30 protein-coding genes and 2 riboswitches are annotated in these 26666 nt (G+C 42.9%); of the genes, 20 read left to right on the top strand and 10 right to left on the bottom strand.

Going from position 1 to position 26666, the window contains the following annotated elements:
• Window positions 1–65 precede the first annotated feature (65 nt).
• Entirely contained in the window at window positions 66–845 is a 780-nt protein-coding gene (locus M1D98_RS07205) for a carbon-nitrogen family hydrolase (protein WP_100741549.1), read from the bottom strand.
• Between the two features lie 94 nt (window positions 846–939).
• Here M1D98_RS07205 and mtnE point away from each other — a divergent pair, with 94 nt between their 5' ends.
• The 5 genes from mtnE to mtnD all read left to right on the top strand — a co-directional run bounded on the left by mtnE (window position 940) and on the right by mtnD (window position 5418).
• Window positions 940–2133 carry a methionine-glutamine aminotransferase gene (mtnE, locus tag M1D98_RS07210; protein ID WP_456280157.1) on the top strand — a complete coding sequence of 398 codons (1194 nt, stop codon included), beginning with the start codon at window positions 940–942 and terminating at the stop codon, window positions 2131–2133.
• A gap of 41 nt (window positions 2134–2174) precedes the next feature.
• Window positions 2175–2275, top strand: a riboswitch (SAM riboswitch).
• A gap of 83 nt (window positions 2276–2358) precedes the next feature.
• Window positions 2359–3576: a 2,3-diketo-5-methylthiopentyl-1-phosphate enolase gene (gene mtnW, locus M1D98_RS07215; RefSeq protein WP_456280158.1), complete on the top strand. Its 1218-nt coding sequence runs from the start codon at window positions 2359–2361 to the stop codon at window positions 3574–3576.
• Window positions 3573–4280 carry a 2-hydroxy-3-keto-5-methylthiopentenyl-1-phosphate phosphatase gene (gene mtnX / locus M1D98_RS07220; protein WP_456280159.1) on the top strand — a complete coding sequence of 236 codons (708 nt, stop codon included), beginning with the start codon at window positions 3573–3575 and terminating at the stop codon, window positions 4278–4280. Before mtnW ends, mtnX begins: the two co-directional genes overlap by 4 nt.
• A complete protein-coding gene (locus tag M1D98_RS07225) occupies window positions 4238–4867 on the top strand; it encodes a methylthioribulose 1-phosphate dehydratase (protein ID WP_010328553.1) in 630 nt (209 codons plus the stop codon). Before mtnX ends, M1D98_RS07225 begins: the two co-directional genes overlap by 43 nt.
• Window positions 4868–4881: 14 nt before the next feature.
• On the top strand, window positions 4882–5418 hold the full coding sequence (gene mtnD, locus M1D98_RS07230; RefSeq protein ID WP_010328552.1) for an acireductone dioxygenase: 537 nt from the start codon (window positions 4882–4884) through the stop codon (window positions 5416–5418).
• Window positions 5419–5457: 39 nt separating this feature from the next.
• On the opposite strand, the gene M1D98_RS07235 is transcribed toward mtnD, so the two are convergent.
• Window positions 5458–5778: a YkvA family protein gene (locus M1D98_RS07235; protein WP_121642453.1), complete on the bottom strand. Its 321-nt coding sequence runs from the start codon at window positions 5776–5778 to the stop codon at window positions 5458–5460.
• Window positions 5779–5980: 202 nt separating this feature from the next.
• Between M1D98_RS07235 and spo0E the strand changes: the two genes are divergently transcribed.
• Both spo0E and M1D98_RS07245 read left to right on the top strand, forming a co-directional pair.
• Complete coding sequence (gene spo0E, locus M1D98_RS07240) at window positions 5981–6238, top strand: aspartyl-phosphate phosphatase Spo0E (protein WP_010328550.1); 258 nt, start codon at window positions 5981–5983, stop codon at window positions 6236–6238.
• An 85-nt stretch (window positions 6239–6323) separates the two neighbouring features.
• Window positions 6324–6755, top strand: coding sequence for a hypothetical protein (locus tag M1D98_RS07245; protein WP_010328549.1), 432 nt, complete (start codon window positions 6324–6326; stop codon window positions 6753–6755).
• A 27-nt stretch (window positions 6756–6782) separates the two neighbouring features.
• On the opposite strand, the gene kinD is transcribed toward M1D98_RS07245, so the two are convergent.
• Window positions 6783–8300, bottom strand: coding sequence for a sporulation kinase KinD (gene kinD / locus M1D98_RS07250; RefSeq protein WP_162985562.1), 1518 nt, complete (start codon window positions 8298–8300; stop codon window positions 6783–6785).
• Between the two features lie 195 nt (window positions 8301–8495).
• Between kinD and mhqR the strand changes: the two genes are divergently transcribed.
• A complete protein-coding gene (gene mhqR / locus M1D98_RS07255; RefSeq protein WP_121642457.1) occupies window positions 8496–8933 on the top strand; it encodes a MarR family transcriptional regulator MhqR in 438 nt (145 codons plus the stop codon).
• Window positions 8934–8970: 37 nt separating this feature from the next.
• Here the strand turns inward: mhqR and motB are convergent, their stop codons facing one another.
• The 3 genes from motB to clpE form a co-directional block, all read right to left on the bottom strand.
• Window positions 8971–9756 (bottom strand): flagellar motor protein MotB, encoded by a 786-nt coding sequence (gene motB, locus M1D98_RS07260; RefSeq protein ID WP_041952540.1) that lies wholly within the window; start codon window positions 9754–9756, stop codon window positions 8971–8973.
• A complete protein-coding gene (motA, locus tag M1D98_RS07265; protein WP_010328545.1) occupies window positions 9728–10540 on the bottom strand; it encodes a flagellar motor stator protein MotA in 813 nt (270 codons plus the stop codon). Before motA ends, motB begins: the two co-directional genes overlap by 29 nt.
• 389 nt (window positions 10541–10929) lie before the next feature.
• A complete protein-coding gene (gene clpE / locus M1D98_RS07270; RefSeq protein ID WP_121642458.1) occupies window positions 10930–13029 on the bottom strand; it encodes an ATP-dependent protease ATP-binding subunit ClpE in 2100 nt (699 codons plus the stop codon).
• A gap of 365 nt (window positions 13030–13394) precedes the next feature.
• On the opposite strand from clpE, the gene M1D98_RS07275 reads away from it, so the two are divergent.
• The 5 genes from M1D98_RS07275 to queF all read left to right on the top strand — a co-directional run bounded on the left by M1D98_RS07275 (window position 13395) and on the right by queF (window position 17087).
• Entirely contained in the window at window positions 13395–14438 is a 1044-nt protein-coding gene (locus M1D98_RS07275) for a YkvI family membrane protein (RefSeq protein WP_121642459.1), read from the top strand.
• A gap of 136 nt (window positions 14439–14574) precedes the next feature.
• Window positions 14575–14619: riboswitch (PreQ1 riboswitch) on the top strand.
• Window positions 14620–14746: 127 nt separating this feature from the next.
• The gene (gene queC / locus M1D98_RS07280; protein ID WP_010328541.1) at window positions 14747–15406 is read left to right on the top strand and encodes a 7-cyano-7-deazaguanine synthase QueC; all 660 of its coding nucleotides are present in this window, start codon (window positions 14747–14749) and stop codon (window positions 15404–15406) included.
• Window positions 15399–15848, top strand: a complete 450-nt coding sequence (gene queD / locus M1D98_RS07285) for a 6-carboxytetrahydropterin synthase QueD (protein ID WP_082246295.1) — start codon at window positions 15399–15401, stop codon at window positions 15846–15848. The genes queC and queD overlap by 8 nt, the downstream gene beginning before the upstream one ends.
• Window positions 15841–16572, top strand: coding sequence for a 7-carboxy-7-deazaguanine synthase QueE (gene queE / locus M1D98_RS07290; RefSeq protein WP_010328539.1), 732 nt, complete (start codon window positions 15841–15843; stop codon window positions 16570–16572). The genes queD and queE overlap by 8 nt, the downstream gene beginning before the upstream one ends.
• A 17-nt stretch (window positions 16573–16589) precedes the next feature.
• The gene (gene queF / locus M1D98_RS07295; RefSeq protein WP_010328538.1) at window positions 16590–17087 is read left to right on the top strand and encodes a preQ(1) synthase; all 498 of its coding nucleotides are present in this window, start codon (window positions 16590–16592) and stop codon (window positions 17085–17087) included.
• 474 nt (window positions 17088–17561) lie between these two features.
• On the opposite strand, the gene M1D98_RS07300 is transcribed toward queF, so the two are convergent.
• Both M1D98_RS07300 and M1D98_RS07305 read right to left on the bottom strand, forming a co-directional pair.
• Complete coding sequence (locus tag M1D98_RS07300) at window positions 17562–17873, bottom strand: hypothetical protein (protein WP_010328537.1); 312 nt, start codon at window positions 17871–17873, stop codon at window positions 17562–17564.
• Window positions 17874–17886: 13 nt separating this feature from the next.
• Window positions 17887–19308 (bottom strand): lipase, encoded by a 1422-nt coding sequence (locus M1D98_RS07305; RefSeq protein ID WP_456280160.1) that lies wholly within the window; start codon window positions 19306–19308, stop codon window positions 17887–17889.
• 110 nt (window positions 19309–19418) lie between these two features.
• On the opposite strand from M1D98_RS07305, the gene M1D98_RS07310 reads away from it, so the two are divergent.
• Window positions 19419–19706, top strand: a complete 288-nt coding sequence (locus tag M1D98_RS07310) for a DUF1433 domain-containing protein (protein ID WP_010328535.1) — start codon at window positions 19419–19421, stop codon at window positions 19704–19706.
• Between the two features lie 201 nt (window positions 19707–19907).
• Here M1D98_RS07310 and M1D98_RS07315 read toward each other — a convergent pair whose 3' ends face one another.
• Window positions 19908–20108, bottom strand: a complete 201-nt coding sequence (locus M1D98_RS07315) for a helix-turn-helix domain-containing protein (protein ID WP_268535456.1) — start codon at window positions 20106–20108, stop codon at window positions 19908–19910.
• Window positions 20109–20416: 308 nt separating this feature from the next.
• Between M1D98_RS07315 and M1D98_RS07320 the strand changes: the two genes are divergently transcribed.
• Entirely contained in the window at window positions 20417–20707 is a 291-nt protein-coding gene (locus M1D98_RS07320; protein WP_121642462.1) for a DUF3219 family protein, read from the top strand.
• Between the two features lie 113 nt (window positions 20708–20820).
• Here the strand turns inward: M1D98_RS07320 and M1D98_RS07325 are convergent, their stop codons facing one another.
• The gene (locus M1D98_RS07325) at window positions 20821–21015 is read right to left on the bottom strand and encodes a YkvS family protein (protein ID WP_010328531.1); all 195 of its coding nucleotides are present in this window, start codon (window positions 21013–21015) and stop codon (window positions 20821–20823) included.
• 165 nt (window positions 21016–21180) lie between these two features.
• Here M1D98_RS07325 and M1D98_RS07330 point away from each other — a divergent pair, with 165 nt between their 5' ends.
• The 5 genes from M1D98_RS07330 to pfeT all read left to right on the top strand — a co-directional run bounded on the left by M1D98_RS07330 (window position 21181) and on the right by pfeT (window position 26641).
• Window positions 21181–21375 (top strand): hypothetical protein, encoded by a 195-nt coding sequence (locus tag M1D98_RS07330; RefSeq protein WP_010328530.1) that lies wholly within the window; start codon window positions 21181–21183, stop codon window positions 21373–21375.
• Window positions 21376–21672: 297 nt separating this feature from the next.
• On the top strand, window positions 21673–22302 hold the full coding sequence (locus tag M1D98_RS07335; RefSeq protein WP_121642463.1) for a cell wall hydrolase: 630 nt from the start codon (window positions 21673–21675) through the stop codon (window positions 22300–22302).
• A gap of 117 nt (window positions 22303–22419) precedes the next feature.
• The gene (gene ykvU, locus M1D98_RS07340) at window positions 22420–23757 is read left to right on the top strand and encodes a sporulation protein YkvU (protein WP_010328528.1); all 1338 of its coding nucleotides are present in this window, start codon (window positions 22420–22422) and stop codon (window positions 23755–23757) included.
• 49 nt (window positions 23758–23806) lie between these two features.
• Window positions 23807–24304 (top strand): endospore biogenesis thiol-disulfide oxidoreductase StoA, encoded by a 498-nt coding sequence (stoA, locus tag M1D98_RS07345; protein ID WP_121642464.1) that lies wholly within the window; start codon window positions 23807–23809, stop codon window positions 24302–24304.
• 423 nt (window positions 24305–24727) lie between these two features.
• A complete protein-coding gene (pfeT, locus tag M1D98_RS07350) occupies window positions 24728–26641 on the top strand; it encodes a metal-transporting ATPase PfeT (protein WP_121642465.1) in 1914 nt (637 codons plus the stop codon).
• Window positions 26642–26666: the final 25 nt, after the last annotated feature.

Raw genomic sequence — 26666 nt, forward strand, 5'->3', positions numbered from 1 at the left:
ACAATTCTAATTTATCAGTTGATGAACATAGTAACAGGTGTTTTAGTGAGTTGTCAATCTATTTTTTAATATAAATCTTTTCTGATATCATCGAAAACAGGGATGCTTTCCCGAACTTCAACGCTTTCCTGAAGGTTAATTTCCGCACGCACAACGCCTTCTTCCCGGCCGCCTTCAGCAAGTACACGTCCCCATGGATCAATAATCAGGCTATGCCCGGCAAATTCATGATCTGGATTTGACCCAGTGCAATTGCAGGCAGCGACAAAGCATTGATTTTCGATGGCCCGCGCAATAAGCAGGCTTTTCCAATGATCAAGGCGGGGAAGAGGCCATTCCGCAGAAATAAACAGCACGTTGGCGCCTTTTGTCGTATGTTTTCTGATCCACTCCGGAAAACGGATATCATAACAGATCAATCCTGAGCTTTTGACGCCATCAAGTTCAAAATATCCATCTTCGGAACCGGCTGATAAATACACATGCTCATCCATCAGCTGAAAAAGATGGGCCTTCCTGTACTCTTTAATGATTTGTCCTTCCTTATCCGCGATGTACATTGTATTATAAACATCGGAATCCTTTCTGACAGCAACCGATCCGGCGACAATATGGACGCCATGTTTTTTTGCTGTTTTCTTCAGCCAGCTCTGAGCAGAACGCCCGTCTTTATCGGCGAGCTCATCAAGGTTGGCCAGATCATAGCCGGTCGTCCATAGTTCAGGAAGAACAAGAACATCCGCGTGTTTGCTTTCTTTTTCGATAAAGAATTCAGCCTTTTTGATATTTTCTGAAGGCTTTCCGTATGAAATATCAAATTGCAGGCAAGATATGGTCCATTTCATCTTTTGATCACTCCACATTTTTCTTTACTTTTTTCATTTAACCATATATGATGATGGACTATCATTTCAAGATTTTTTTAGAAGGTGAGAATAGATGAAATTTGAACAATCTCATGTATTAAAGGAGCTGCCTAAGCAATTCTTCGCTTCTTTGGTGCAAAAAGTGAACCGAAAGCTTGCAGAAGGACATGACGTCATCAATCTCGGACAGGGAAATCCGGATCAGCCGACTCCGGAACATATCGTCGAGGAAATGAAACTAGCCGTTGCTGATCCTGACAATCATAAATACTCGTCTTTTCGCGGCTCATACAGCCTGAAATCAGCAGCGGCGGCATTTTATAAAAGAGAATACGGCATTGACCTTGACCCGGAGACGGAAGTCGCTGTATTATTCGGCGGAAAAGCCGGTCTGGTCGAGCTCCCGCAATGTTTGCTGAATCCCGGAGATACGATTTTAGTTCCGGATCCGGGCTATCCTGATTACTGGTCAGGTGTGGCACTCGCGAAAGCGAAGATGGAAATGATGCCGCTCGTAAAGGACAGGGCGTTTCTGCCTGATTACAGCAACATCCCCGCTGAAGTGAGAGAACAGGCGAAATTGATGTACTTGAATTATCCGAATAATCCGACTGGAGCTGTTGCTACCTCCGGTTTTTTTGAAGAAACCGTGAGTTTTGCAAAAGAAAACGGGATTTGTGTTGTTCATGATTTTGCTTACGGCGCTGTAGGATTTGACGGCTGTAAGCCGTTAAGCTTCTTGCAGACTGAAGGTGCGAAGGATATCGGCATTGAAATTTATACGCTGTCAAAAACGTATAATATGGCGGGGTGGCGGATCGGCTTTGCCGTCGGAAACGCTTCGGTCATTGAAGCGATCAATCTTTATCAAGACCATATGTTTGTCAGTCTTTTCAGAGCGACTCAGGAGGCTGCAGCGGCGGCACTGCTAGGTGATCAAACGTGCGTGGCGGAGCAAAATGCCCGATATGAAAGCAGGCGAAACGCTTGGATTGCGTCATGCCGGGAGATCGGCTGGGATGTGGCTGCTCCGGCAGGTTCTTTTTTTGCATGGCTGCCCGTGCCTGAAGGCTATACTTCCGAGCAGTTCTCAGACCTTTTGCTGGAAAAAGCGAATGTGGCCGTTGCGGCTGGAAATGGTTTCGGTGAATATGGCGAGGGCTATGTCAGAGTCGGGCTGCTGACAAGTGAAGAAAGACTCAAAGAGGCCGCTTATCGAATTGGGAAGCTGAACCTGTTTACCCAAAAAAGCATTGACAAGACTTGATAACGATGGGATAATTCAAAATAATTTATAAAATCTATATTTTCTTATCAAGAGCAGGCAGAGGGACGAGCCCGATGAAGCCCGGCAACCGACTTATAAAGCACGGTGCTAATTCTTGCAGCTGGCGGCTGAGAGATAAGATTCGGACGAGAAACGAAACCTCTTTAGACGCGATTGCTGTTTGAAGAGGTTTTTTTATATGGATGAAATGAAAGGAGCTCTGGCATGGGTGAGTTATTAGCAACATATCTCCTGACCGAACCGGGAGCCGATACAGAGAAAAAAGCGGAACAAATCGCAACAGGATTGACAGTAGGCTCCTGGACTGATCTGCCCCTTGTAAAACAGGAACAAATGCAAAAGCACAAGGGACGGGTGATAAAGGTCGAGGAAAGAGAAGGGACTCCTGCGTCAGGAAAACAAGCGGTGATCACAATTGCCTATCCTGACATCAATTTCTCTCAGGATATCCCGGCTTTGCTGACAACAGTATTTGGGAAGCTGTCGCTGGACGGAAAAATCAAATTACTCGATCTTCACTTCTCTGACGCGTTTAAGCGCACGCTGCCGGGACCGAAGTTTGGTGTATACGGCATTCGAAAGCTGCTGGGAGAGTTTGAGAGACCGCTGTTAATGAGCATTTTCAAAGGGGTTATCGGAAGAGACCTGAGTGATATTAAAGAACAGCTCAGACAGCAGGCGCTTGGCGGAGTTGACCTGATTAAGGACGATGAAATTTTCTTTGAGACAGGCCTGGCGCCTTTTGAAACAAGAATTACAGAAGGAAAGCAAGTATTGAAAGAAACGTATGAGCAAACCGGGCATAAAACGCTGTATGCGGTCAATTTGACCGGGCGTACGGCTGATCTGAACGACAAAGCGAGACGCGCTGCTGAATTGGGAGCGGATGCGTTATTGTTTAATGTCTTCGCTTACGGCTTGGACGTCATGCAAAGCTTGGCGGAAGATCCCGAAATCGCAATCCCGATTATGGCTCATCCAGCTGTCAGTGGGGCGTTTACGTCTTCTCCGTTCTACGGATTTTCTCACGCTCTTTTGCTCGGAAAATTGAACCGGTATTGCGGAGCCGACTTCAGTCTCTTCCCATCTCCGTACGGTTCGGTTGCGCTTCCAAAAGAAGATGCGCTGGCGATTCACGAAGAATGTGTGAGAGAGGATGCCTTTAACCAAACATTTGCCGTTCCGTCAGCAGGCATTCATCCCGGTATGGTTCCGCTTTTAATGCGGAATTTCGGCATAGATCATATTATAAACGCCGGGGGAGGCGTACACGGACATCCGAACGGCGCCCAGGGCGGTGGCAAAGCGTTCAGAGCCATAATTGATGCTGTTTTAGAAGCTCAGCCGATTGATGAAAAAGCCGAACAATGCAAAGATCTGAAGCTGGCGCTTGATAAATGGGGAAAGGTTGAAGCCTTATGACGACTCGAAAGCCATTCATTATTTGTGATTTTGACGGCACCATCACGATGAATGACAACATTATAAACATCATGAAAACATTCGCTCCGCCGGAGTGGAACGCATTAAAAGACGGCGTCCTTTCCAAAACGCTGTCGATCAAGGAAGGTGTCGGGCGGATGTTCGGCCTTCTGCCAAGCCGTTTAAAAGAAGAGATTACGAGATTTGTATTGGAAGATGCAAAAATCAGGGAAGGCTTTCGCGAATTTGTAGCGTTTGTCAAGGAGCATGAGATTCCGTTTTATGTCGTAAGCGGAGGAATGGACTTTTTTGTGTATCCTTTGCTTGAAGGCATTGTGGAGAAAGAGCGTATTTATTGCAACCATGCGTCATTTGACAATGACTATATTCATATTGACTGGCCTCATTCTTGCAAAGGAACTTGCAGCAATCAATGCGGGTGCTGCAAGCCGTCGGTGATACATGAACTCGCTGAACCGAACCAATATATCATCATGATCGGCGATTCGGTTACAGATGTGGAGGCTGCAAAGCTGTCCGACCTTTGCTTTGCAAGGGATTATTTATTAAACGAATGCAGGGAGCGGAACCTAAACCATCTCCCGTATCAAGATTTTTATGAAATTAGAAAAGAAATCGAGAATGTAACGGAGGTACAGGAATGGCTGCAAAACAAGAACGTTGGCGAGAGCTCGCTGAAGTAAAACGGGAATTGGCCGAAAGAGACTGGTTTCCGGCGACTAGCGGCAACCTGTCTATTAAAGTTTCTGATGAGCCTTTAACCTTTCTCGTAACCGCAAGCGGTAAAGATAAACGCAAAGAGACGGATGAAGATTTTCTGCTGGTGGATCAAAACGGAGAGCCTGCCGAAAGCGGGCATTCTCTAAAACCGTCAGCGGAAACGCTGTTGCACACACATTTGTACAATAAAACCAATGCCGGATGCTGCCTGCATGTCCATACAGTAAACAATAATGTGATCTCAGAGCTATACCGAGACCAAAAGAAAATCACATTCAGAGGCCAGGAAATCATAAAAGCGCTCGGCCTGTGGGAAGAGAATGCAGAAGTGGCTATCCCGATCATTGAAAATCCAGCCCATATTCCGACACTTGCGGCACTGTTTGCGGAAGAGATTTCAGAAGATTCGGGAGCCGTTCTGATCCGAAATCACGGTATTACCGCTTGGGGAAAAACAGCATTTGAAGCAAAAAGAGTGCTTGAAGCGTATGAATTTTTGTTCAGCTACCATTTGAAATTGAAAACACTCCAGCACCAGCTGGTTAACTAAAAGGAGGAACTGAAATGGCAACAATTCGTATTCATGATAAGACAAATACAACGATTGAAAATCAAGAGGAAGTAGCAAGCTTTTTGGATAGTCAAGAGGTGATTTATGAGCAATGGGATATCGCGAAGCTTCCGGAACATCTCTCAGAGAAATACGATCTGACAGAAGAAGAAAAGCAGCAAATCCTCAATACATTCGAAACGGAAATTAAAGATATTTCTAACCGCCGCGGTTACAAAGCACAGGATGTTATTTCATTGTCAGATGCCAATCCGAAACTTGATGAACTGCTTGAGAACTTTAAAAGAGAGCATCATCACACAGACGATGAGGTTCGTTTTATTGTAAGCGGACACGGCATTTTTGTCATTCAAGGCAAAGATGGCACGTTTTTTGATGTCCGTTTAAACCCTGGAGATTTAATCTCCGTGCCTGAAAATATCCGCCATTATTTCACACTTCAGGAGGATCGGAAAGTTGTCGCGGTGAGAATCTTTGTCACAACTGAAGGTTGGGTTCCGATTTATGAAAAAGACAGCGTGAATCAATAAGCAGCAAAAGCCCCGTTCATTGAACGGGGCTTCTTATATCTATTGCAAACGCCATTTTTCATATTGAGACATTTCTTTTTTAATCAGCGTCCAAAGCAAACCTAATACAGCTGCATCGTCTATGATTCCAAGACCAAGGATAACGTCTGGCATGATATCGAGCGGCATGGCGATATACAAGATGGCGGCAGTGAGAAGCAAAAGCGTTCTAACCTGTGAACGGGGGTAGTCGCCTTTTCTCCAATCACGAAGCATTTGGAAAAAAACAGTGATGTGCTCGATACATTTTTTCCGGTTTTTTCTTTTTAATATCGCTTTTCCGCCTGCCGCTCCGAGCATCAATGCTTTCTTTTTCTTCATGTGGCATACCTCCTGCCTAGCGGCGTGTTTAAGATATTCTTCATCTGGGTATTGTTCTTCTAATCCTATCAATAAATCTATTATACCTGAAAAAATAACTTATTTAATGAAAATATGTTTACAAATAAAGTATAATCTGTAATAATGCACAATAACCCAATCAAACTTGTTTCCTATTTCTTAGCGGCGAGGGGTGAAGTGAATGGGCGGTTCTTCAGAACATGAAAAATTGTTGGTGTCTATTGATGAAAAAAGAAAGTTAATGATAGATGCCGCTAGAAAACAGGGATTTACAGGCCATGACACGATCAAACACAGTCAGGAGCTGGATTGTTTAATGAATGAATATCACCAGCTAATGCAAGAAAGCGAACATTCTCAAGGCATTCAAGGCCTTGTAAAGAAATTAGGCTTGTGGCCTCGCAGGGATGTCATGCCTGCTTATGATGCAAATAAATAGCGGCGCTATCAGATGCATATATAAAGAGAGAGCTTTCCAGAAGCGCTCTTTTTTTCTGGGGAAATTCATATGAAAGAGGGAACTGATGAAAGAACTGGCGGTTATCATTACTGAAATGGTCAATCAATTTCATGATGCTTTTATTTCATTATGCGAAATGTTTGGGATTCATTTAACCGACAAAGAAATGCATTTCTGGGTGATTGGCATTTTTGGTATTATCTTTTTCGGTGTCACTCACGCTGTATTTATATGGCTTTCAAAATGGAGCATGACAGCCCTGTCCTTTATCTATACCGTTACAGTCATCATTGTTGTCGTATTTGCGATAGAAATTCAGCAGAAAGTGACGGGGAGAGGGAATATGGAGTTTTTAGATGCTACTGAGGGCCTAAAGGGATTTTTGGTGTTTTTTATGTTTTTTTTGCTTCTCAAAATGCTGTTGCGCGTCATTACAATACTCTTCTCAGGCAGAACAGCGAGCAAGTCAAATGGCAATGCCCGGTCACGAAGATAAAAAGCCCTCCTGACATCGTCAGGGGGGCTATGAAGCGGATACGGGGAGATTGATCGTTACCTCTGTACCTCTTCGCACTTCGCTTTCGATATGAATGGTTCCTCCGTACATCAGCACGATCCGTTTACATACGACAAGGCCGAGGCCGGTTCCTTTTTCTTTAGAAGTAACAAAGGGAAGGAAGATGTGATCCAGCATTTCCTGAGAAATCCCTTCACCGTTATCCACAACTTTGATAATGGCTTTTTGATCCGAAGCTTCCAAGGAGATCGTCAGTTTTCCTCCTTCAGGCATGGATTCGAGGCCATTTTTTGCTACATTTAAAATCACTTGTTTAATATGATCTTTTGTACATTTTACGAGTAAAGGCTTTTCGGTTAAATACTGTAATTCGACTTCAACATTGTATAGATTGCCCTCAGAATAAATAATCGGCATAATTTCTCCGATAATATCCTGAAGTGAGTTCAGCTCCCATTTTTCTGCTGTCGGTTTTCCGAGAACGAGAAACTCGCTCACAATTTGATTAATCCGTTTTATCTCCTGTTCAATAATGGAGAAGTACAGCTGATCTTCTTCACCTTTATATTTCTTTTGCAGCAGCTGAATAAAGCCGCTTATGCCAGTGAGCGGATTGCGGATTTCATGAGCCGTGCTGGCAGCAAGCGTCCCGATCAGCTCTAATTTTTGCGCCTCATTTTCGGAGCGCTCCAGCTGGGTCTTGCGTTTCAGCAAGTAATACAGCACTAGAATAAAAAGGATATTCAGCAGAACAATAATACATGAAAGCGGAAGCAAAAGGCTTTTCGTCAGTTCTTCTATTGTGACAGGGTTCGGATAGACTTTCATATTCCAGCTGATTTCATCCAGGTATCCGCTGACTGGTTTCTGATCTTTGGCATGAGAGGCTTGTCCGCTCGTGAAAATCATTTTCTCGTCTTGGTTCACCACTTCAATATAAACATCAGGGCTCAGCAAGTTAATGAGGTTTTTTAAATAATCAATTTGAATCGCTGCGACAAGATAATCTGTCACATTTTTTTTTGAGTCCAGAACAGGGACACAAATGGTAAAAATCGGCTGGCCAGTAATTCTGCTTGAATAACTATCTGAAATGACTGTCTTTTTTGTTTCCTTTGCTTTTGCAAAAAAAGATCTGTCGGCCAGGTTTACTTTCGTTTTTAATTCTGATGTGCTTGCAGTGACGTCTCCTTTAGTGTTCAGAAGATAGAGGCCGGAAAATCTCGGCTCTGAATCAAAGGTTTCTTCCAAAATCGACTGCATTTTGTTTATATCAACCGGTCTGTCAATGGCGATGGACAAAGAGGTCATTCTCGCCATTGTTTCACCGATTAAATAATTGATTTTGTTGCGGTGAAGGTTCAGCATCACACTTGCTTCCTGCTTATGTTCTATAGCTATTGTATCTTTTTCTTTTTCATATACAAAAAAGCTGATGACGAGTGCCGGAATCACGACCAGTATGATATAAAGTTTGACTCTCCCGCAGGCGCCTTTTAGTATTTTCAATTTGCATCGCTCCAACTTACACCTGATTAGAGGTATTATATCATTGTTTCTTCATCTTTAATAAGAAAAAATAACCAAAAAAATAAGAAAAAGATGTTGAACCGCTTATATGATAAAAAAGAAGAGAAATATTGGAAAGATTTTTATTGACATTTTCGTCTTTGTTTATTAATGTTTCTCTGTAACGGTTTCTAAAAGGATGATTGAGACATGACAGAAAAATCACTGAAGTTATTTATCGTGCTGTCGCGCGCGTATCGGTCTATTAACGATCATATGAATAAGCATATTCATAAGCATGGACTGAATCCGACTGAATTTGCTGTGCTTGAGCTGTTGTACCATAAAGGCGATCAGCCGCTGCAGCAGATAGGGGATAAAATTCTCTTGGCTAGCGGAAGCATCACATACGTTGTAGATAAGCTGGAGCAAAAAGATCTCCTCATTCGGAAAGCGTCTCCTACAGACAGGCGAGTGACATTTGCACAAATCACTGATAAAGGTATCAGTCTTTTGAATGATATTTTTCCTAATCACGCTGCTGAAATTGCTGAAATGATAAGCGTATTAAGCGAAGAAGAGGTAGAGATGTGTACAGAAATGTTAAAAAGAGTAGGGTTAAACGCAAAACAGTTTCATCATAAGTAAAAAAAGGAAGCCTGATATGTCACAGGGCTTCCTTTTTTTATTGTTCATTTGTTTCTGCCGCGCCTCTCGGCAAGATGAGAACTTCAACTCGCCGGTTTTTGCTTCGACCTTCCGCTGTTTTGTTGGAAGCCACCGGCTTATACTCACCATAGCCCTTGGCACTGAACACTTTTGCGTCGAGCTTAGGATTTTCTATCAGGAGTCCCATAAAGTTTACAGCTCTCATGACGCTTAAATGCCAGTTTGATTGGAATTCTGAATTTTTTATTGGCATATTATCAGTATGGCCGCTGATGATGATGTTTCTCGGCGGGTTAATCACAAGAAGATTGGAAATCTCTTGTGCAAGCCGAACATCTTCCTTACGTATGGTCGCTTTCCCAGAGTCAAAGAATATACTGTCTTTAATCGTAATCAGAAGACCTTCACTAGTCAATTTTGTTTCCAGCTGATGTTCGAGCTTTTTATCTTTGATGAACTTTTCTACCTGGCTCTTCACACTTTTAAGTTCTTCTTGATCAGCCGCTTTTTCTCGCTCTTTCTTGTTTTTCTCTTTCTCTTCTTTTTCCTTTTTCACGTCATCTATTCCGTCTGACTCGTTTTCAGGGGGGGTGACACTGGAATAATCCATGACTCCCGTGCCGCCTGTAAAGACTTCATTAAATGATTTTGAAAGCATCTTAAACTTGCCTGCGTCAATCGAACTGCTCGCGTACAGCACAATAAATAATGCCAGGAGAAGAGTTAGGATATCGGCGTAAGGAACCAGCCATGATTCATCAACGTGCTCGTCCTCATGCTTCTTCTTCTTTTTTCTCGCCATTTTGCGCCTCTCCTTGTTCTGCAAATTTCAAGCGGTCCTTCGCAGGAAGGTACATTAAAAGCTTTTGTTCGATGACTTTCGGTGCTTGTCCTTCTAATACGGATAAGACACCTTCGATCATGACTTCACGCAGTTTTACTTCTTGTTTTGATTTTCGTTTTAATTTATTTGCGAAAGGATGCCATAATACATATCCCGTGAAGATACCGAGAAGGGTTGCAACGAAAGCCGCACTGATGGCGTGTCCAAGCTCATCTGTATTATCCATATGAGAAAGGGCGGCAATCAGGCCGATTACAGCGCCGAGTACACCAAGTGTCGGTGCGTACGTTCCCGCCTGTGTAAAAATAGCGGCTCCAGCCTGGTGCCTGTCCTCCATCGCTTCAACTTCCTCTGTCATAATATCTCTGATAAATTCCGCGCTTTGTCCGTCAACAGCCATGCTGAGTCCGTTTTTCAGGAAAGCGTCGTCTACATCTTCAATACTTGCTTCTAAAGCAAGTAGGCCTTCGCGGCGCGCAAGCTGGGCCCAATCTGAGAACATAGGAATGAGCTCCTCAATTGTCAGCTGTTTGTTTTCCTTAAATAACACTCGGAACAGAGCGGGCACTTTTTTAATTTCTTTTGTAGGGAACGCAATAACGACTGCCGAGATGGTCCCGGCGATAATAATTAAAATGGCAGCGGGGTTTGCAAGCGCGCTGAAACTGACGCCCTTCAGAACCATCCCCACGCTCAATGCCACAAAAGCAAGAATAACACCAATTAACGAAGTTTTATCCATAGTTTTCACCAAATCCTTTTTTACTAGCTTGTCTATGGTTAATATCGGTTTCGGTACCCGGAACTTTAGGGACTTTGTGAATTTGTTCATGAAATATTCAAGGAAGAGGAATAGAAGGGAGAAATAAACAAATACGGGCCTTTCAAAATTGAAAAGCCCTCGTGTTTAGCGGTATTGAGATTGGCAGCTTTCTCGCAAGCTGTCCTACAGACGGTTTTCATAGGATAATAGAAATAAATATTCACTGTATATAAACATGTATCATCCCTCCTTAAGTAAAAGTGTATAGGATGAAGGGGAGTAACACTTCAGGGGAAGGGACGGTATTTTATCAGTCAAGAGTATGAATCCGCAAAAAAGCGGCTTCCTAGACAGGAAACCGCTTTTTGTTATTTCGCTTGCACTTTGATTGTATGATCTTCTGCAGCCACGTGAAAACTTGTGATCTCGCTATTGTCAATCAGCAGATCGGTCATTTCATCTTCAATCCATTCTTGGATGGTTCTTCTGAGCGGACGTGCGCCGAATGAAGGGTGGTAGCCCAACTCTGCGATTTTTTCTTTCGCTTCGTCTGTCACACTCAAGGTGATGCCGCGTTCTGCCAATGTTTCTTTAAGTTCTCCAAGCAGCAGGCTGACGATTTTGACCAAATGCTCTTTTTCCAGTGAGCGGAACTCAATAATGCTGTCAAAGCGGTTGAGGAACTCAGGTTTAAAGAACATGCTGAGTGAATCAATCAATGTTTGTTCTTCGAATACACTGTCATCTGATTGGAAACCGACTTTCGTTTGTTTCTCACCAGCACCCGCGTTGCTTGTCATAATAATGACAGTATCTTTAAAGCTTACGGTTCTGCCTTGGCTGTCTGTCAGACGGCCGTCCTCCATAATTTGCAGGAACATATGCTGAACGTCAGGGTGTGCTTTTTCAATCTCATCCAGCAACACGATGCTGTAAGGATTGCGGCGCACTTTTTCTGTTAGTTGTCCAGCTTCCTCATGGCCGACATATCCAGGCGGTGAACCAATGATTTTGGATACGGCGTGTTTTTCCATGTACTCGCTCATATCAAGGCGGATCATAGCGTCTTTTGTGCCGAAAAGTTCATCCGCCAGCGTTTTAGAAAGCTCTGTTTTCCCTACGCCGGTAGGGCCGACAAATAGGAAGGAGCCGACTGGTCTGTTTTTGGACTTTAATCCGGCGCGGCTTCGTCTTACCGCTTTTGCCACTTTTCGAACAGCGGCTTCTTGTCCGATTACACGTTCATGAAGTTTTGCTTCAAGCTCTTTCATTTTTGTTTGTTCATCCGCCTGCAGCTTGCCGACAGGGATGCCTGTTTTTTGTTCAATGATATCCTGAATATGGTCAGCTTCCACAGTGACAGCGGAATGGGCGGAAGAGCTGTTCAGTTTTTTCTCTAATGCGATCTCCTCATCACGGAGCTTTGCTGCCAGTTCGTAATTTTCCTCTTCCAGCGCTTTTGTTTTTTCAGCTTCAATCGCGGTTAAGCGTTCGGCCGCATCCTCATCATTCAGCTCATCAATTAACAGGTTGGCTTTTGAACCTGCTTCATCTAATAAGTCAATTGCTTTATCAGGCAGATGTCTGTCCTGAATGTAGCGGGATGATAAAGTCACACATGCTTTGATTGCTTCATCACTGAATGTCACGCCATGGTATGCTTCGTATTTGTCTTTAATTCCTTCTAGAATGAGAATGGCCTGTTCAATGGAAGGCTCCTGTACCATGACAGGCTGAAAACGTCTTTCCAGCGCGGCATCTTTTTCGATTTGACGGTATTCTTTCAGTGTTGTCGCACCGATGACTTGCAGTTCGCCTCTGGCCAGGGCTGGTTTGAGAATGTTGCCTGCGTCCATTGATCCTTCTGCAGAGCCTGCACCAACGAGAAGATGAATTTCATCAATGAACAGAATGACATTTTTTCGTTCTTTCAGCTCAGTGATCAGCTGTTTCATTCTCTCTTCAAATTGGCCTCTGATCCCTGTGTTTGCAACAAGGGATGCAACATCAAGCAAGTAGAGTTCTTTGTTTTTCAGTTTGTTTGGAACATCACCAGCAGCAATTTTTAAAGCGAGCCCTTCGGCGATGGCGGTTTTCCCTACACCCGGCTCACCAATGAGAACAGGATTGTTTTTGTTGCGGCGGTTCAAAATTTCGCTCACGCGCGCCACTTCTTCATCACGCCCGATGACGGGATCGATGAGACCGGCTTTTGCACCGTTTGTAATATTTTGGGCAAGCTCATCAAGCAACCCTTTTTTCTCACTTTGTTTTGCTGCGTTTTGTTCTTTCGGCTGGGATGCATGTTCAAACGGGAAACCGAATGAGTGAGGCCCCATGCTCATTGAAGGTTGACGAGTCAGTTTGTTATAGCAAGTTTCACATAGAACCATTTGTTTATGAACGGAATTTATTTGCATGTTAAGGCGAATCGTCGCCTCGTTTTGATGACAATGTTGACAACGCATTTGCCAAAACCTCCTTAAAAATTTGATCTTCTTTGACCAATGAATGTGAATAAAAAGGCCGCTTGTATTTGACCTTCTTTGACTATTAGTATACGGGAAACTTATCGGATTTCAAAACGATATGCTCAGAGCAGTCTGATTATTTGACTATCTTTGACCAATTGGTTTTTAAAAACGCCGGTTCATTTGACCAGCTTTGATTCATAGTATACTCTGACCTTCTTTGACTTTCAAGTCATTTGCGCAAAATCTTTTTGGATCGTTTACAAAGTAAAACATGTTTTCTCCTTCTTTTCAAGGAACTTGTCTCATAGGTTATAAAAAGGCGCATGTGGACAAAACGGCGGTTCGCTCGGAGGGGAGAAATGGAACAATCAAAAGGGTCGGCAAGTCAGCTTGCCTTTGTGTATGTGGGTACAGTAGTCGGAGCTGGGTTTGCGACTGGCAGGGAAATTGTTGAGTTTTTTTTGAAGTTTGGCTGGTTCGGTTTATTCGGGATTATCGTCAGCGGCGGGATGTTTACATTTCTGGGGGCCAAGCTGATGATCATTTCAAAGCGAATCAATGCCAATTCTTATCAAGAAATGAATATATTCTTGTTCGGGGCGACGGCTGGGCGGTTTATTAATGTGTTTATGCTGTTTGTTCTCCTCGGCGTGACCTCTGTTATGCTTTCCGGAGCAGGGGCGCTTTTTGAGGAACAGCTGGGGATGTCTCCACAGATAGGGATGCTGATTACAATTGGTTTGAGCTTAATTGTGATGACTAGAGGGGTGAAAGGCATTTTTGGTGTCAATGTGTTTGTTGTTCCTCTTTTAATCATCTTTTCTATGATCGTGGTGGCCGACTCTTTTATTTTCACCGAGTCTCGTAACGCAGATCAGTGGGTATGGCCGCACCGCTGGAATTGGCTGTTATCAGCGTTTTCTTACGGCGCTTTAAATTTATCGCTTGCTCAAGCGGTTTTGGTTCCGCTGGCGAATGAAATGTCATCGGAAAAAGTGATAAAAAAAGGCGCTTTAATCGGAGGCACGATGCTGACGATTGTGCTGTCCGCGAGTTTTCTGTCTTTATCGATGCTGCCGGATGTTTTTTTGTATGATATACCGATGGCTCAAGTGGTTTATCTCTTTGCAAGATCTGTCCATTTGATTTATTTGCTCATTATTTTCGGTGAAGTGTTTACATCGGTTATCGGCAATCTATACGGATTGGAAAAACAAGTGCAAAGCTTTCTTCCGATAAAAAGCAAATATATCTTTGCAGCCATTATGACCACGGCTTACATTACGAGCCAAATAGGATACGGAAAGCTCATTTCAACGATTTATCCTTTGTTTGGTTATGTGAGTCTGGCGTTCATAGGCGCCCTGATTTGCAAAAAGGTCCCCCGGAAGCCCGGCTTGTAAATACATCTAATGAAGCGGGCCGTCATTGCAGAGCAATGTTTGCTCGGGAAGTCAGGGCTGACTTTTTTATTGTCAGGAAAAACAGTATTATGGTAAGATAGCAGAAGTGAAAAATTGAAGAAAATCCGTGCGATATGCGGGAGAGGTTCTAGCTACACCCTCTATAAAAAACTAAGGACGAGCTGTATCCTTGGATACGGCCTTTTTTACGTTTTTCTAGAGCACCTTCCGACAAGGTGTTTTTTTGTGTGAATTAGCTGTAGCGATGTCTCTCGCCGATGGTTTTATTGCGGAGAAGGAGAGGAATCATGAAAAAAGAAAAAGCAATTGTCGTATTCAGCGGCGGTCAAGACAGTACCACTTGCTTACTATGGGCTTTACAGGAATTCAAAGAAGTCGAAACGGTGACTTTTCATTATAATCAGCGTCATTCACAAGAAGTTGAAGTCGCAAAATCGATTGCGGAAAAGCTGGGTGTGAAAAACCATTTGCTCGATATGTCCCTTTTAAATCAGCTTGCACCGAATGCTTTGACAAGAAATGATATTGATATAGAAGCAAAAGACGGCGAATTGCCATCCACATTCGTTCCGGGCCGCAATTTGGTATTCTTATCCTTTGCGTCTATTCTGGCATATCAAATTGGCGCGCGCCACATTATTACAGGAGTTTGCGAGACAGACTTCAGCGGTTATCCTGACTGCCGTGACGAATTCGTGAAATCTTGCAATGTAACGGTAAACCTGGCAATGGAGAAGCCGTTTGTCATTCATACGCCTCTCATGTGGCTTAATAAGGCGGAAACATGGAAACTTGCAGATGAGCTTGGCGCGCTTGATTTTGTGAAAAACAACACGCTGACATGCTATAACGGCATTATCGCAGACGGCTGCGGTGAATGTCCGGCATGCCACCTACGTTCAAGAGGTTATGAAGAATATATGGCGATGAAAGGGGAGCGTGCATAAATTGTTATCTCAAATTTACCCGCAGGCCCAGCATCCTTATTCATTTGAATTGAATAAGGATATGCACATTTCAGCTGCCCACTTTATCCCCCGGGAAAGTGCGGGAGCGTGCAGCAGGGTTCACGGGCATACGTATACCGTAAATATAACTGTTGCCGGCGACGAACTTGACGACTCCGGCTTCCTTGTCAATTTCAGCGTGCTCAAAAAACTGGTGCACGGAAACTATGATCATACGCTTTTAAATGATCATGATGATTTTTCTCAAGACGATCGATATTCCCTGCCGACAACTGAAGTCGTGGCGAAAACGATTTATGACAACGTACAGGCTTATTTAGACACATTGGAGAATAAGCCAAGCTGTGTACAGGTGTTTGTTCGTGAAACACCAACCAGTTACTGTGTCTACCGTCCGAAAAAGGGTGGTTTGAATGGCTAAAGGAATTCCTGTATTAGAAATTTTCGGCCCGACGATTCAAGGAGAAGGCATGGTGATCGGACAGAAAACAATGTTCGTTCGCACAGCCGGCTGTGATTATTCCTGCAGCTGGTGTGACTCCGCCTTCACTTGGGACGGGTCTGCTAAAAAAGATATTCGCTGGATGACGGCTGAGGAGATTTTTGCAGAGCTTAAAGACATTGGGGGAGACGCGTTTTCCCACGTGACGATCTCGGGCGGCAACCCGGCCCTGTTAAAGCAGCTGGATGCTTTTATCGAACTGCTGAAGGAAAACAACATTCGTGCAGCGCTGGAAACCCAAGGGACCGTTTATCAAGATTGGTTTACGCTGATCGATGATCTGACAATTTCTCCAAAACCGCCAAGCTCAAAAATGGTGACGAACTTTCAAAAGCTCGATCACATTTTGACTTCACTTAAAGAGAATAACAGGCAGCACGCAGTCAGCTTGAAGGTAGTCATTTTTAATGATGAAGATTTGGCGTTTGCCAAAACAGTGCACAAGCGTTACCCGGGAATCCCGTTTTATTTACAAGTCGGTAATGATGACGTGCATACGACAGATGATCAGTCACTGATCGCACATTTGTTAGGAAAATATGAAGCGCTTGTTGATAAGGTAGCTGCTGACGCGGAGCTGAATCTGGTCAGGGTGCTTCCGCAGCTGCACACCCTGTTATGGGGCAACAAACGCGGCGTATAATAGAAAGGAAGATAAATATGACGACAAGAAAAGACTCAGAATTAGAAGGTGTCACACTGCTTGGCAACCAAGGAACAAATTATTTGTTTGAATATGCGCCGGACGTGCTGGAATCATTTCCGAATAAACATGTAAACCGTGATTACTTTGTAAAATTCAATTGCCCAGAGTTCACATCTTTATGCCCTAAAACAGGGCAGCCTGACTTTGCAACAATCTACATCAGCTACATTCCTGATGAAAAAATGGTTGAAAGCAAATCATTAAAGCTGTATTTGTTCAGCTTCAGAAACCATGGTGACTTCCACGAAGACTGCATGAACATCATCATGAACGACTTGATCGAATTAATGGACCCCCGCTACATTGAAGTATGGGGCAAATTCACGCCAAGAGGCGGAATTTCAATTGACCCGTACACAAACTACGGAAAACCGGGCACGAAGTATGAAAAGATGGCCGAGTACCGTATGATGAATCATGATTTGTATCCGGAGACGATTGATAATCGTTAAAGAATCCGTTGTGTGATATGGAGTGAAGTCACAGTAAAATCCGAACATTTAGCGTTATTTGTAAGCGGAAATGTGACCCCGTCACAATTTGGCGGCCCTCCTGTGACCACGCCGTGACTCAAAATAGATAAACGTATGACCATGATCCCTGTCTTTTTGACGGGGATTTTTATTTGATAAAATTATTTAAAAGACGCCGATTTACTCAGCGTCATCTTCCGTAGTTTCCTCTATTTTTTTATAGCTCCTTGACTTCCACGCCGAGCGCCTCCGCAATAGGGGAAATATGCCAACCTTCGTGGCGACTCTTCTTATTGAATCTTGCGGGACTTATGCGAGTCTTGCCTGCGTCCATCCTTTTGCCTTCATAACAACGTGTAGGCGTGGTTAGCGTTTAGTTTCATTTCGATCACCTTTGTGACTGAACTTGTCTATAGTAAACTGCTGGTTATCATCGATAATTAAGGTAGCTTTTTATCTCGTTTTAAAGCTAGTAACAAAAGTTTCTCCGTCGTTTTCCGCGTTAACGATCAGCAAGGCACTTTCGCTAATCCGCTGAGCGAGTGCTTTTTGTGCTTTTCCCTCAAAGCTGTATAAAAGGGCTGAATAAACATCGTTTAATTCTTCCTGCAGCGAATTCATTTCGAACTTTGGTTTAAGATTTTTTTGAACGGTAGCCAGCTTAGTATTTGCCACTTGCGTCATCCCCGATTTCAGCATTTGGCGCTGCAGCTGTTTTCGCATCGGGTCATCTTTATGTTCTAAAAGGTTATCTAACGTTGGCATTGCCTTGTCACTCCTATAATCTAAGCCAATTGGCAAGCATTTGATCTTTTTCCTCAAAGTCGTCGGCGATTTTATTCAAGAAGCCGCCTATCTCCTCAAGGTCTGTAATCGCTGCCTGCAATGAGTCTATGTATGATTGTTCTGCCTGTGTGTCGTAAAATATTGGTCCTTTATCGTAAGATTGAGCTATATCCTCTAACGTATTTGTTACATCCTGCGCATTAAGCTGGTCATAAAAGCCATGCCCAACTTGACCGTAAAATTCCGTTTTTAGTTCGGCAACTTTCTCATCGTGCTCTTGATAAGCATTTTGCGCTTCTTTTATCATCGTTCTCAGATCCTCGACCATTGCGTCAACTTTTTCGGCGAGTTTTTTCGCACTTTTTGGAGTGACTTTAATGGCATCCCCGCCGTTGATCGTGCCAGTCGGCAGCAATACGTTTAAGTTTTTTTCGTACACAAGCCCATCGCCGTTTACGTTTGTGATATTTCCGTTTTCATCAAAGATAAAATTAGCCTCATTTAAACCGTGTGTATCTGGATTGCGAACAATAACTGTGCCTATAAAGTAGGCGAGGTTCTTAGCGATTTGGTCACTCCATCTCCCGCTAAGTCTCTGTTCGCGACTGAATTGCGATAGAGCTGGATTTTTTGTGTAAATTGTGGTCCCGTTGTGGCGATCATATTCGTTCCAGTAACCGGCTCCGACCATATCATCCGGGTTGATGATAGACCTCACGTAAGGGTCGTACAAGCCATCGTTTATTTCTTTTTGCTTGTTATCAGTATGCAGTTTGACGACAGAAGGGCTGTTAAACGCGACCGCATAAATATCATTATTTACCGCACTGTATTCAGCTTCTGCGCCTCCAAGCGAATGGCCGGTTGTTGAAACAATCGTCGATGTTCCGTTATACTTTCTTTTAACTTCCTTAACGAGCTGATCTGCTTGGTCGATTTGCGATGTTTTCATAATGAGTTTATAGTCTCCGGTTGTAAGCATCGCGTCTTGAGAAGGTGTTCCGTTATATTTTCCGAGTGTTTTAGACGTGTCTTTTGCGTCCTTTTTAACGATATAATGAGCTCCATTTTTGGGGTCGCTTCCAAAAACAATGTTGCCGCCGTCGGCTTTTACACCGTCATTAATAGGATCTTTTGTGAGATCCGTTCCTGCAAAGGATACGACAACATTTTCTGGGTTTTTGGATTTCACCCATTTGCCGTTTTTCTGTTCCGCTTGCACTAATACAACCGCGTCAAGCCCTGTGTCATCGTCTGATTTTATTTGGTCAACGTACCACCTAGTAGGAGATTTTATTTTTAAGGGTTTTTGGGTTTTCAAATGATTTTTAAGGGTTTCATAATCATAAGATATTTGGCTTATATAATAGTATTCTCGATCACTGATTTTCGGCACAACGACGTTTTTAGACATGTACAACACCTCAAAGTTGATGTAAAATTAATATAAGAAAGGATGAGTTTGTGAAAAAAAACATAATTATCCTAATCTTTGTTGTAATTATAGCATTAGGAGGTATTTACATGAAGTACCAACATGATAAAGATGAAACAGAACAAGAACTCTTTAACCAAGCGAAAGAAAAAATGGATAGTTACATAAAAGCTAATTACAGCGATATAAATCAAATTACATACTATAAAGAGTACAAAATAAATCCTATGGGCGGTATTTCTGTAAAAGGGTATTTGAATGGTAATAAGGAAAAAGAATTCTTTGGACTTTATGATGAAACTAATGACGAAATAGGGGTTTCATCAGTCGATGCAGAAGAGAAGCCGGAGTGTCAGGAGAAAGAGTGTGATTATTAATAAAGACGCCAGTCGTGGCGTTTTTATTTTTGAATTATACCTTCAATTGCCTCGGATATCGTGGACCATTTTTCTAAACCGCGAGCTGCATGCGTACCTTTGCCTGCTATTGTCGCGTATGCTTCGTATGTACTATTGGTTTCGAAAACTCTCATCGATAGATCCCTCTCCTTAAAGAGTAGCCATTCTTGTTTTTCTCCTTCAAATATCAAGATTATCTCCTTCTACTTCGATTAAACTTATAATCTCGTTTATATCTTCAATATCTAAGGCATTTGCTATACGTTCAATATGACCGAAATTAATATTCTGCCTCTTACCATTTATTAGCTCGCTTAATGCTGCATGTTTTATTCCGCATTTATCAGCAAGAGCTCTGAGCGAAAGATCCTGCTTTTCCAAAAGATCTCCTAATTATATATTAACTTTTTCATTATTTAACTAAACCAACCATCCCCTAAAATCATATTCATCGCTGGACTTATGTAAAAAAAGACGAGTGAATCCGGGGGAATGTCACTCGCCGCTTTCCCATGAAAAGACGGGATGCTGGATGGCAGCTCGTCTGTTTTATTATAATTTATCGAACGTATGTTTGTAAAGGTGTCTTTTTTTAAGAAATGGTTAATATAACGGTTGGAGAACAGATTCGTTGTAAACGTTTGTTAAGGTATGCTAAGATGCATGGACTTATAAAGGAGTGATACGAAGTGAAGACATTGCGTTTAAATGATGTAACGCTAGAAATGGATGCATTTAAAGTGGAAAGCGAGCCGAAGCGCAAAATCGCTTTCACCCTGAATGTGACAAGTGAGACTTATCATGATATCGCTGTCCTGTTGTATGAAAAAACGTTCAACGTCGAGATTCCTGACGAGAGTCTTGCCTTCCGGGGTGATATCACCAATTACTCAACGTCATTGACCAACCTGTACGAAGCAGGGTCCGTCAGCGAGTTCTATATAGAAATAACGGAAACAGACCAAAACGCCGATTCATAATCGGTGTTTTTTGTTGTAAAAAAGCTGCCGGCCGGCAGCTTTTGAGAAAGCGAATTTCATATGTAAGGTGTTTAATTGACCGTCTTGCAGTTTTTGCGAATGAATGTGGGAAATTAGGAGGTTTTATAGGAGTCTCTGATGATCTTATAATTTTTATGATTAACAACTGTCAATGAATCTAACTCAAGATCCCGATAGTTATCCATGATCGTCACATCAACGATAACAGAATTCTCATTTACTTTTTCAACAACACCGGTTAATCCATTTTTAAATTCAATGACGTTTCCAACCTTAGCGATTTTCACAAGCTTCCTCTCCTTTTAACATAATAATGCCTTTTGAAAGTATTTTGCAGTATTTTCATTAAGAAGTAAAGTGATAAGGAGTGTTATCTCCCTCATGAATTGTCCAGATGCGATAAAGATGATATATTGATTTTCGTCAATAAAAAGAAAAAAGGGGGGATTTCATTGCGTCCAGAAGAGATAATAGAAATGATTGACCAGCTGCGCACCGGCACAATTAACGAACTGAGAGTCCAGAAAGAGCATTTCTTGGAGTTCAGGGCTGTATTATCTAAACAAGATGATTTTAAATATTTCCGAGGTATTGCCCAACAAGGCGGAGATGTGATCTTTCAATATTTAGAACAGCCAAGAAGCTAAAGGTTTCTCATTTGTGAGGAGCCTTTTTATCATATGTGACAGAATGCAGGCCTTTTATGACAAGCAACTGTAACAGGTGTAAACAAAATGTAAATCGCCAAAAATGGATAAATGTGTTTCGCATTGACAAGATTTATAGAATTTCGGGCTGTTTTTCTTCCATTAATCAGTCTGTCATCCGGTATATTCCATCCTGATGCCTCCTTGGGAGAGTTGGAAAATCTTTTTCCGTGAAAATGAATGGATCTCTTGTTAAGGTGGTGAAGTGTTTTTTGAGCACTTTAAGGAGGAAACTGTATGACGACAAAATTCACTGCTCTGGCTGTTTTTCTTCTTTGTTTCATGCCTGCGGCAAAAATTGAACATACACATGCTTCACTCATGAGCACAAAGAAGACAAAACATGAAGAAGCGAAATGGCTTTCACATATAGAACGAGGTACAGACGGATCTTTCCCTTCACTGTCTGCTGATAAGGAGAAGAAAAAAATAAAGCCGATCAAGCTATCAGCACACACTGAAAAGAAAGAAAAAGACAAGCCAGCCAAAACAACTGAAAAGAAAGAAACATATACACAGTCTGAAAAAGATCTGCTGTCTCGTCTCATTCACGCAGAAGCTAAGGGAGAATCCTATAAAGGCAAGGTCGCTGTAGCAAGCGTTGTGCTGAACAGAACGGAACAAAAAGGGTTTCCTGATACCATTAGAGGGGTTATTTATCAGAAAAACGCCTTTGAACCAGTCGCAAACGGAAGCATTAAGCAAAAACCTGATAAAGAATCGATTGCTGCTGCTGAAGAAGCGCTGTCCTCACAAAATAGAGAAACAGATGCCATATTCTTTTATAATCCAAAAACAGCGTCGGATGATTGGATTCGTTCAAGAAAAATCATAGAAAAAATCGGCGGGCACGTTTTTGCCATCTAAGCATAGAAGAGACAATTTGTCTCAGCTGTGCTTTTTTTTATATAAAGAGTAAAAATAAAATAATTTTTGAACTTGTCTCATATGATGTTGATAGTACAAGAGACAAGGAGAGACATCATGAATCGATTTGTGAAAGGGATCATTCTTTTATCCATTGCCGCCTTTTTCGCCGAATGCCTTGAATTTGTCGTGAATATGATTTTGGCGCGGGAGCTTGGCGAGCACGGGATGGGGCTTTACATGAGTATTTTGCCCACGATCTTTTTAATTATCGTTATCGCAAGCCTGGAATTGCCGATCTCGATTTCTAAATTTATTGCCGAGTCAAACCCTAAGCTTCATGAAAGCATGCTGAGGCACGCTTTCAAAATGACAGCCGTTTTTACAGCGTTTTCTACTGCCGCCGCCAGTATTGCGCTTCCGTTTATTCCGGTATTTGATACATACCACCCGTTTATTAAAGGGATTGTGATCGGCTTAATTCCTATTGTCGCCTTTACTTCAATTGCCAGGGGCTACTTTATGGGTGTTCAAAAAATGGGGAAAATCGCAATCGCCAATGTGCTGAAAAAAATCATCCAGCTCTTGTGCCTATTCCTCTTTTTTCAATGGTACTCATTTGAATTGGATATGGCTGTGCTGATTTCCTTGTTTGTCCTCGTCGTGAGTGATGTGGTCGTGCTTGTTTATTTATATTCACAATTTATCATCGCGAGGCGGGCGGTATCCGGCCAGCAGCACATTCATTTGCGCGGAAAGGATGTAAGAAAACGACTGCTTGCTGTATCCATTCCTACAACAGGGCTGCGTATTTTTCATGCCATTGTCAACGCAATTGAACCCTTTTTAGTAAAAGGAGCGCTTTTGGCAGCTGGCGTTGCCGGGACAGCTGCAATTGATCAATACGGAATGCTTGCCGGGGTGGCTGTAACAATAGGCTCGTTCCCTGCTTTCATTGCCCATTCGTTAATGGTTGTCATGATACCTAGTATTTCGGAAGCTTATGCGCTTTCGCAATATGACATCGTATTAAAAAGGCTGAAGCAGTCGATTTTCATTACATTTGGCTACGGTATACCGGCTGTCTGGATCATGTTCCAGTTTGCAGGCCCTCTGACACATCTGTTTTTTCACTCACCTGAGGCGCAGTATTACTTGCAGCTGTTGTGGCCATATTTTCTCTTTCATCTGTTTGTCATGCCGCTGCAGGCGTGCTTAATCGGGATGGGATTTGTGAAAGAAGCTTTTTATCACAATGTGTGGAGTCATATCGTTGCGCTAAGTATGATGTATGTGCTGGGGTCAATGGAGAATTTGCAAATGCTCGGGATTATTTTGGGAATGAACACCGGCATGATTTTGCTGACGAGCCTGCACTATGCCACGATCTGCAAAGCGCTGCGTGTATCTGTTTTTCTTACGGGAGGAAACAGAACGCCGCGTATTGAAGGATGATAAAGAAAAGCAGGGGCAAGCTAATTAAAAAGCATGAAAGGAAGATTCCATGTTGACGAAGCGCTTGCTTGCTGTATGCCTTATGTTATTGGGGATGATTGCGTGCCTTCCCGATGTAGCAGCCGCTGAGGATAAAAAGCCTGCAGTTCCCGCTGTTTTTCTTATGAAAACGATAGAAGGGGAGGATATCTCGATCCCGCATAAAGGGCAAAAAACGATCCTGCATTTTTGGACCTCATGGTGTCCGCCCTGCAAAAAGGAGCTTCCACAGTTTCAATCGTTTTATGATGCACATCAATCTGGGAACGTGAAGCTGGTAACAGTGAATTTAGTGAACGCGGAGCAAAATCAGCAAACTGTCGAAAACTTTATTGAAGCAAACAAGCTGACCTTTCCGATTGTTCTTGATTCAAAAGGAGAATTAATGAAGGAGTACCATATCATCACGATCCCAACTTCGTTTTTGCTAAATGAAAAGGGCGAAATTGAAAAAACAAAAGTAGGCCCAATGACGGCAGAACAACTGAAAGAATGGATGAAAGAATAAGCTGAGCGTGTAGTCTTTAAGCTTTAGCGTGTCGACAAACCCTCGCATTCGGTGTCAGTCCTGCACGTTGGTGCTCACTTGTTATGAAAGGGAACGGCGGCTAAATGCTTAGGCGTCCTGCCTGAACTTCATCACATCCTGTGGAAGTCTGCTCCAATACTCCGAAAACGAAAACCATTTTTCTGTAGCTGAGGGCATAAACTCTCAGCTTTTTGTGTTTCAAGAAGAATTGGATAAATGTTAATGATAATTATTATCAAGAAGAAATTAAAATAATTATAATTGTAATTTTCTTCGGGCGTGCTATAATAAAGGAAGACATCAAGGAATATCAGACAATAAAGCTGCCTTTTGGGCAGCAATTTTGTTTTTATAAGGGAAATGAAGATGATTTGCGTTCTCAATTAGAGAGGAGAAGTTGATATGAATGAACAAGTTATCGCTCCACACGATCCGCACGAGCCATTAAAAACAGAACAGAGAGAAAAAAACTGGACACAGCATGCTGAGCTTATTGCAGCACTCGTATCAGGCGCTCTTATTTTGGCCGGCTGGCTCTTATCCGGACATCAAGTATTGTCAGTATCGCTTTACCTGCTGGCTTTTGTGATCGGCGGGTTTGCTAAAGCAAAGGAAGGAATCGAAGAAACGTTCGAATCCAAAACCCTGAATGTAGAACTTTTAATGATTTTCGCTGCCATTGGTTCGGCATTAATCGGATACTGGGCAGAGGGTGCTATTTTAATATTTATTTTTTCTTTAAGCGGCGCTTTAGAAACATACACGATGAATAAAAGCAGCAGAGATTTAACTTCTTTGATGCAACTTGAGCCAGAAGAGGCGACACTGATGGTCAATGGCGAAACGAAAAGAGTTGCGGTTTCCGACTTGAAGGCCGGTGATATGATTGTGATCAAGCCCGGAGAACGAGTAGCGGCAGACGGTGTCATTGAATCAGGCTCAACAAATCTAGACGAGTCAGCATTAACAGGTGAGTCAATGCCTGTAGAAAAACACATCGGTGACGCTGTATTTACGGGGACTGTGAATCGCAACGGCTCCTTAACCGTCCGTGTCACAAAAGCAAATGAAGATTCGTTGTTCAGAAAAATCATCAAACTGGTTGAATCAGCCCAAAACAGTGTTTCACCCGCACAGGCTTTCATCGAACGATTTGAAAATGCTTATGTAAAAGGTGTGCTGATTGTAGTGGGGCTCCTGTTATTCGTGCCGCACTTTGCGCTTGGATGGAGCTGGAGTGAAACCTTCTACCGCGCAATGGTGTTTATGGTTGTCGCGTCACCTTGCGCGCTTGTCGCCTCTATTATGCCGGCGGCGCTTTCCTTGATTTCTAATGGCGCCCGTAACGGCATGCTTGTAAAAGGAAGTGTCTATCTTGAGCAGCTGGGCTCTGTGCAAATGATCGCCTTTGATAAAACAGGCACTGTAACAAAAGGGCAGCCTGCTGTCGAAACTGTCAGGATCGCAGACGGATTCAGTGAAACGGAGGTTATGGAGGCCGTCTATGCCATCGAAACGCAATCAAGCCATCCGCTCGCTCAAGCTATAACAGCATATGCTGATAGCCGCGGCGTGAATCAGTCCGGATACATATCTATAGAAGAAACATCAGGGTTTGGTGTTATGGCAGAAGTGTCGGGCGCGAAATGGAAGATCGGTAAAGCGGGTTTTATCGGCGAGGAAAAGGCAGCACAATTTATCAAACAAACAGCACCTGATATTATTCAAAGCGGCTATACGATTGTATTTGTGAAAAAGGATGACCAAATAGCAGGCTGTATCGCACTGAAAGATCAAATCAGGCCAGAAGCAAAAGAGGTCATGGAAGAATTGAACCGACTGGGGATTAAAACGGCCATGCTGACAGGGGATCATGAGGACACGGCTCAAGCGATAGCGAAGGAAGCCGGAATGACAACTGTTGCAGCAGAATGCCTGCCTGACCAAAAAGTGAATGAAATCAAACGGTTAAAAGAAGAATTCGGAACGATTGCAATGGTCGGTGACGGAATCAATGATGCGCCGGCACTCAAAGCTGCGGATGTCGGCATTGCAATGGGCGGCGGAACAGATGTCGCTCTTGAGACCGCCGATATGGTCCTCATGCAAAACGATTTGAAAAAGCTCGTAAACATGTGCCGCTTGTCACGGAAAATGAACAGGATTGTCAAACAAAATATCGTATTTTCTCTAGCTGTCATCTGCTTGCTGATTTGTGCAAACTTTTTACAGGTGATGGAATTGCCTTTTGGCGTGATTGGTCATGAGGGAAGTACGATCTTGGTTATATTGAATGGATTAAGACTTTTAAAATAAAATCAGCAGTCCAATTGGGCTGCTG

The sequence above is a fragment of the Bacillus sp. K7 genome (assembly GCF_053903245.1).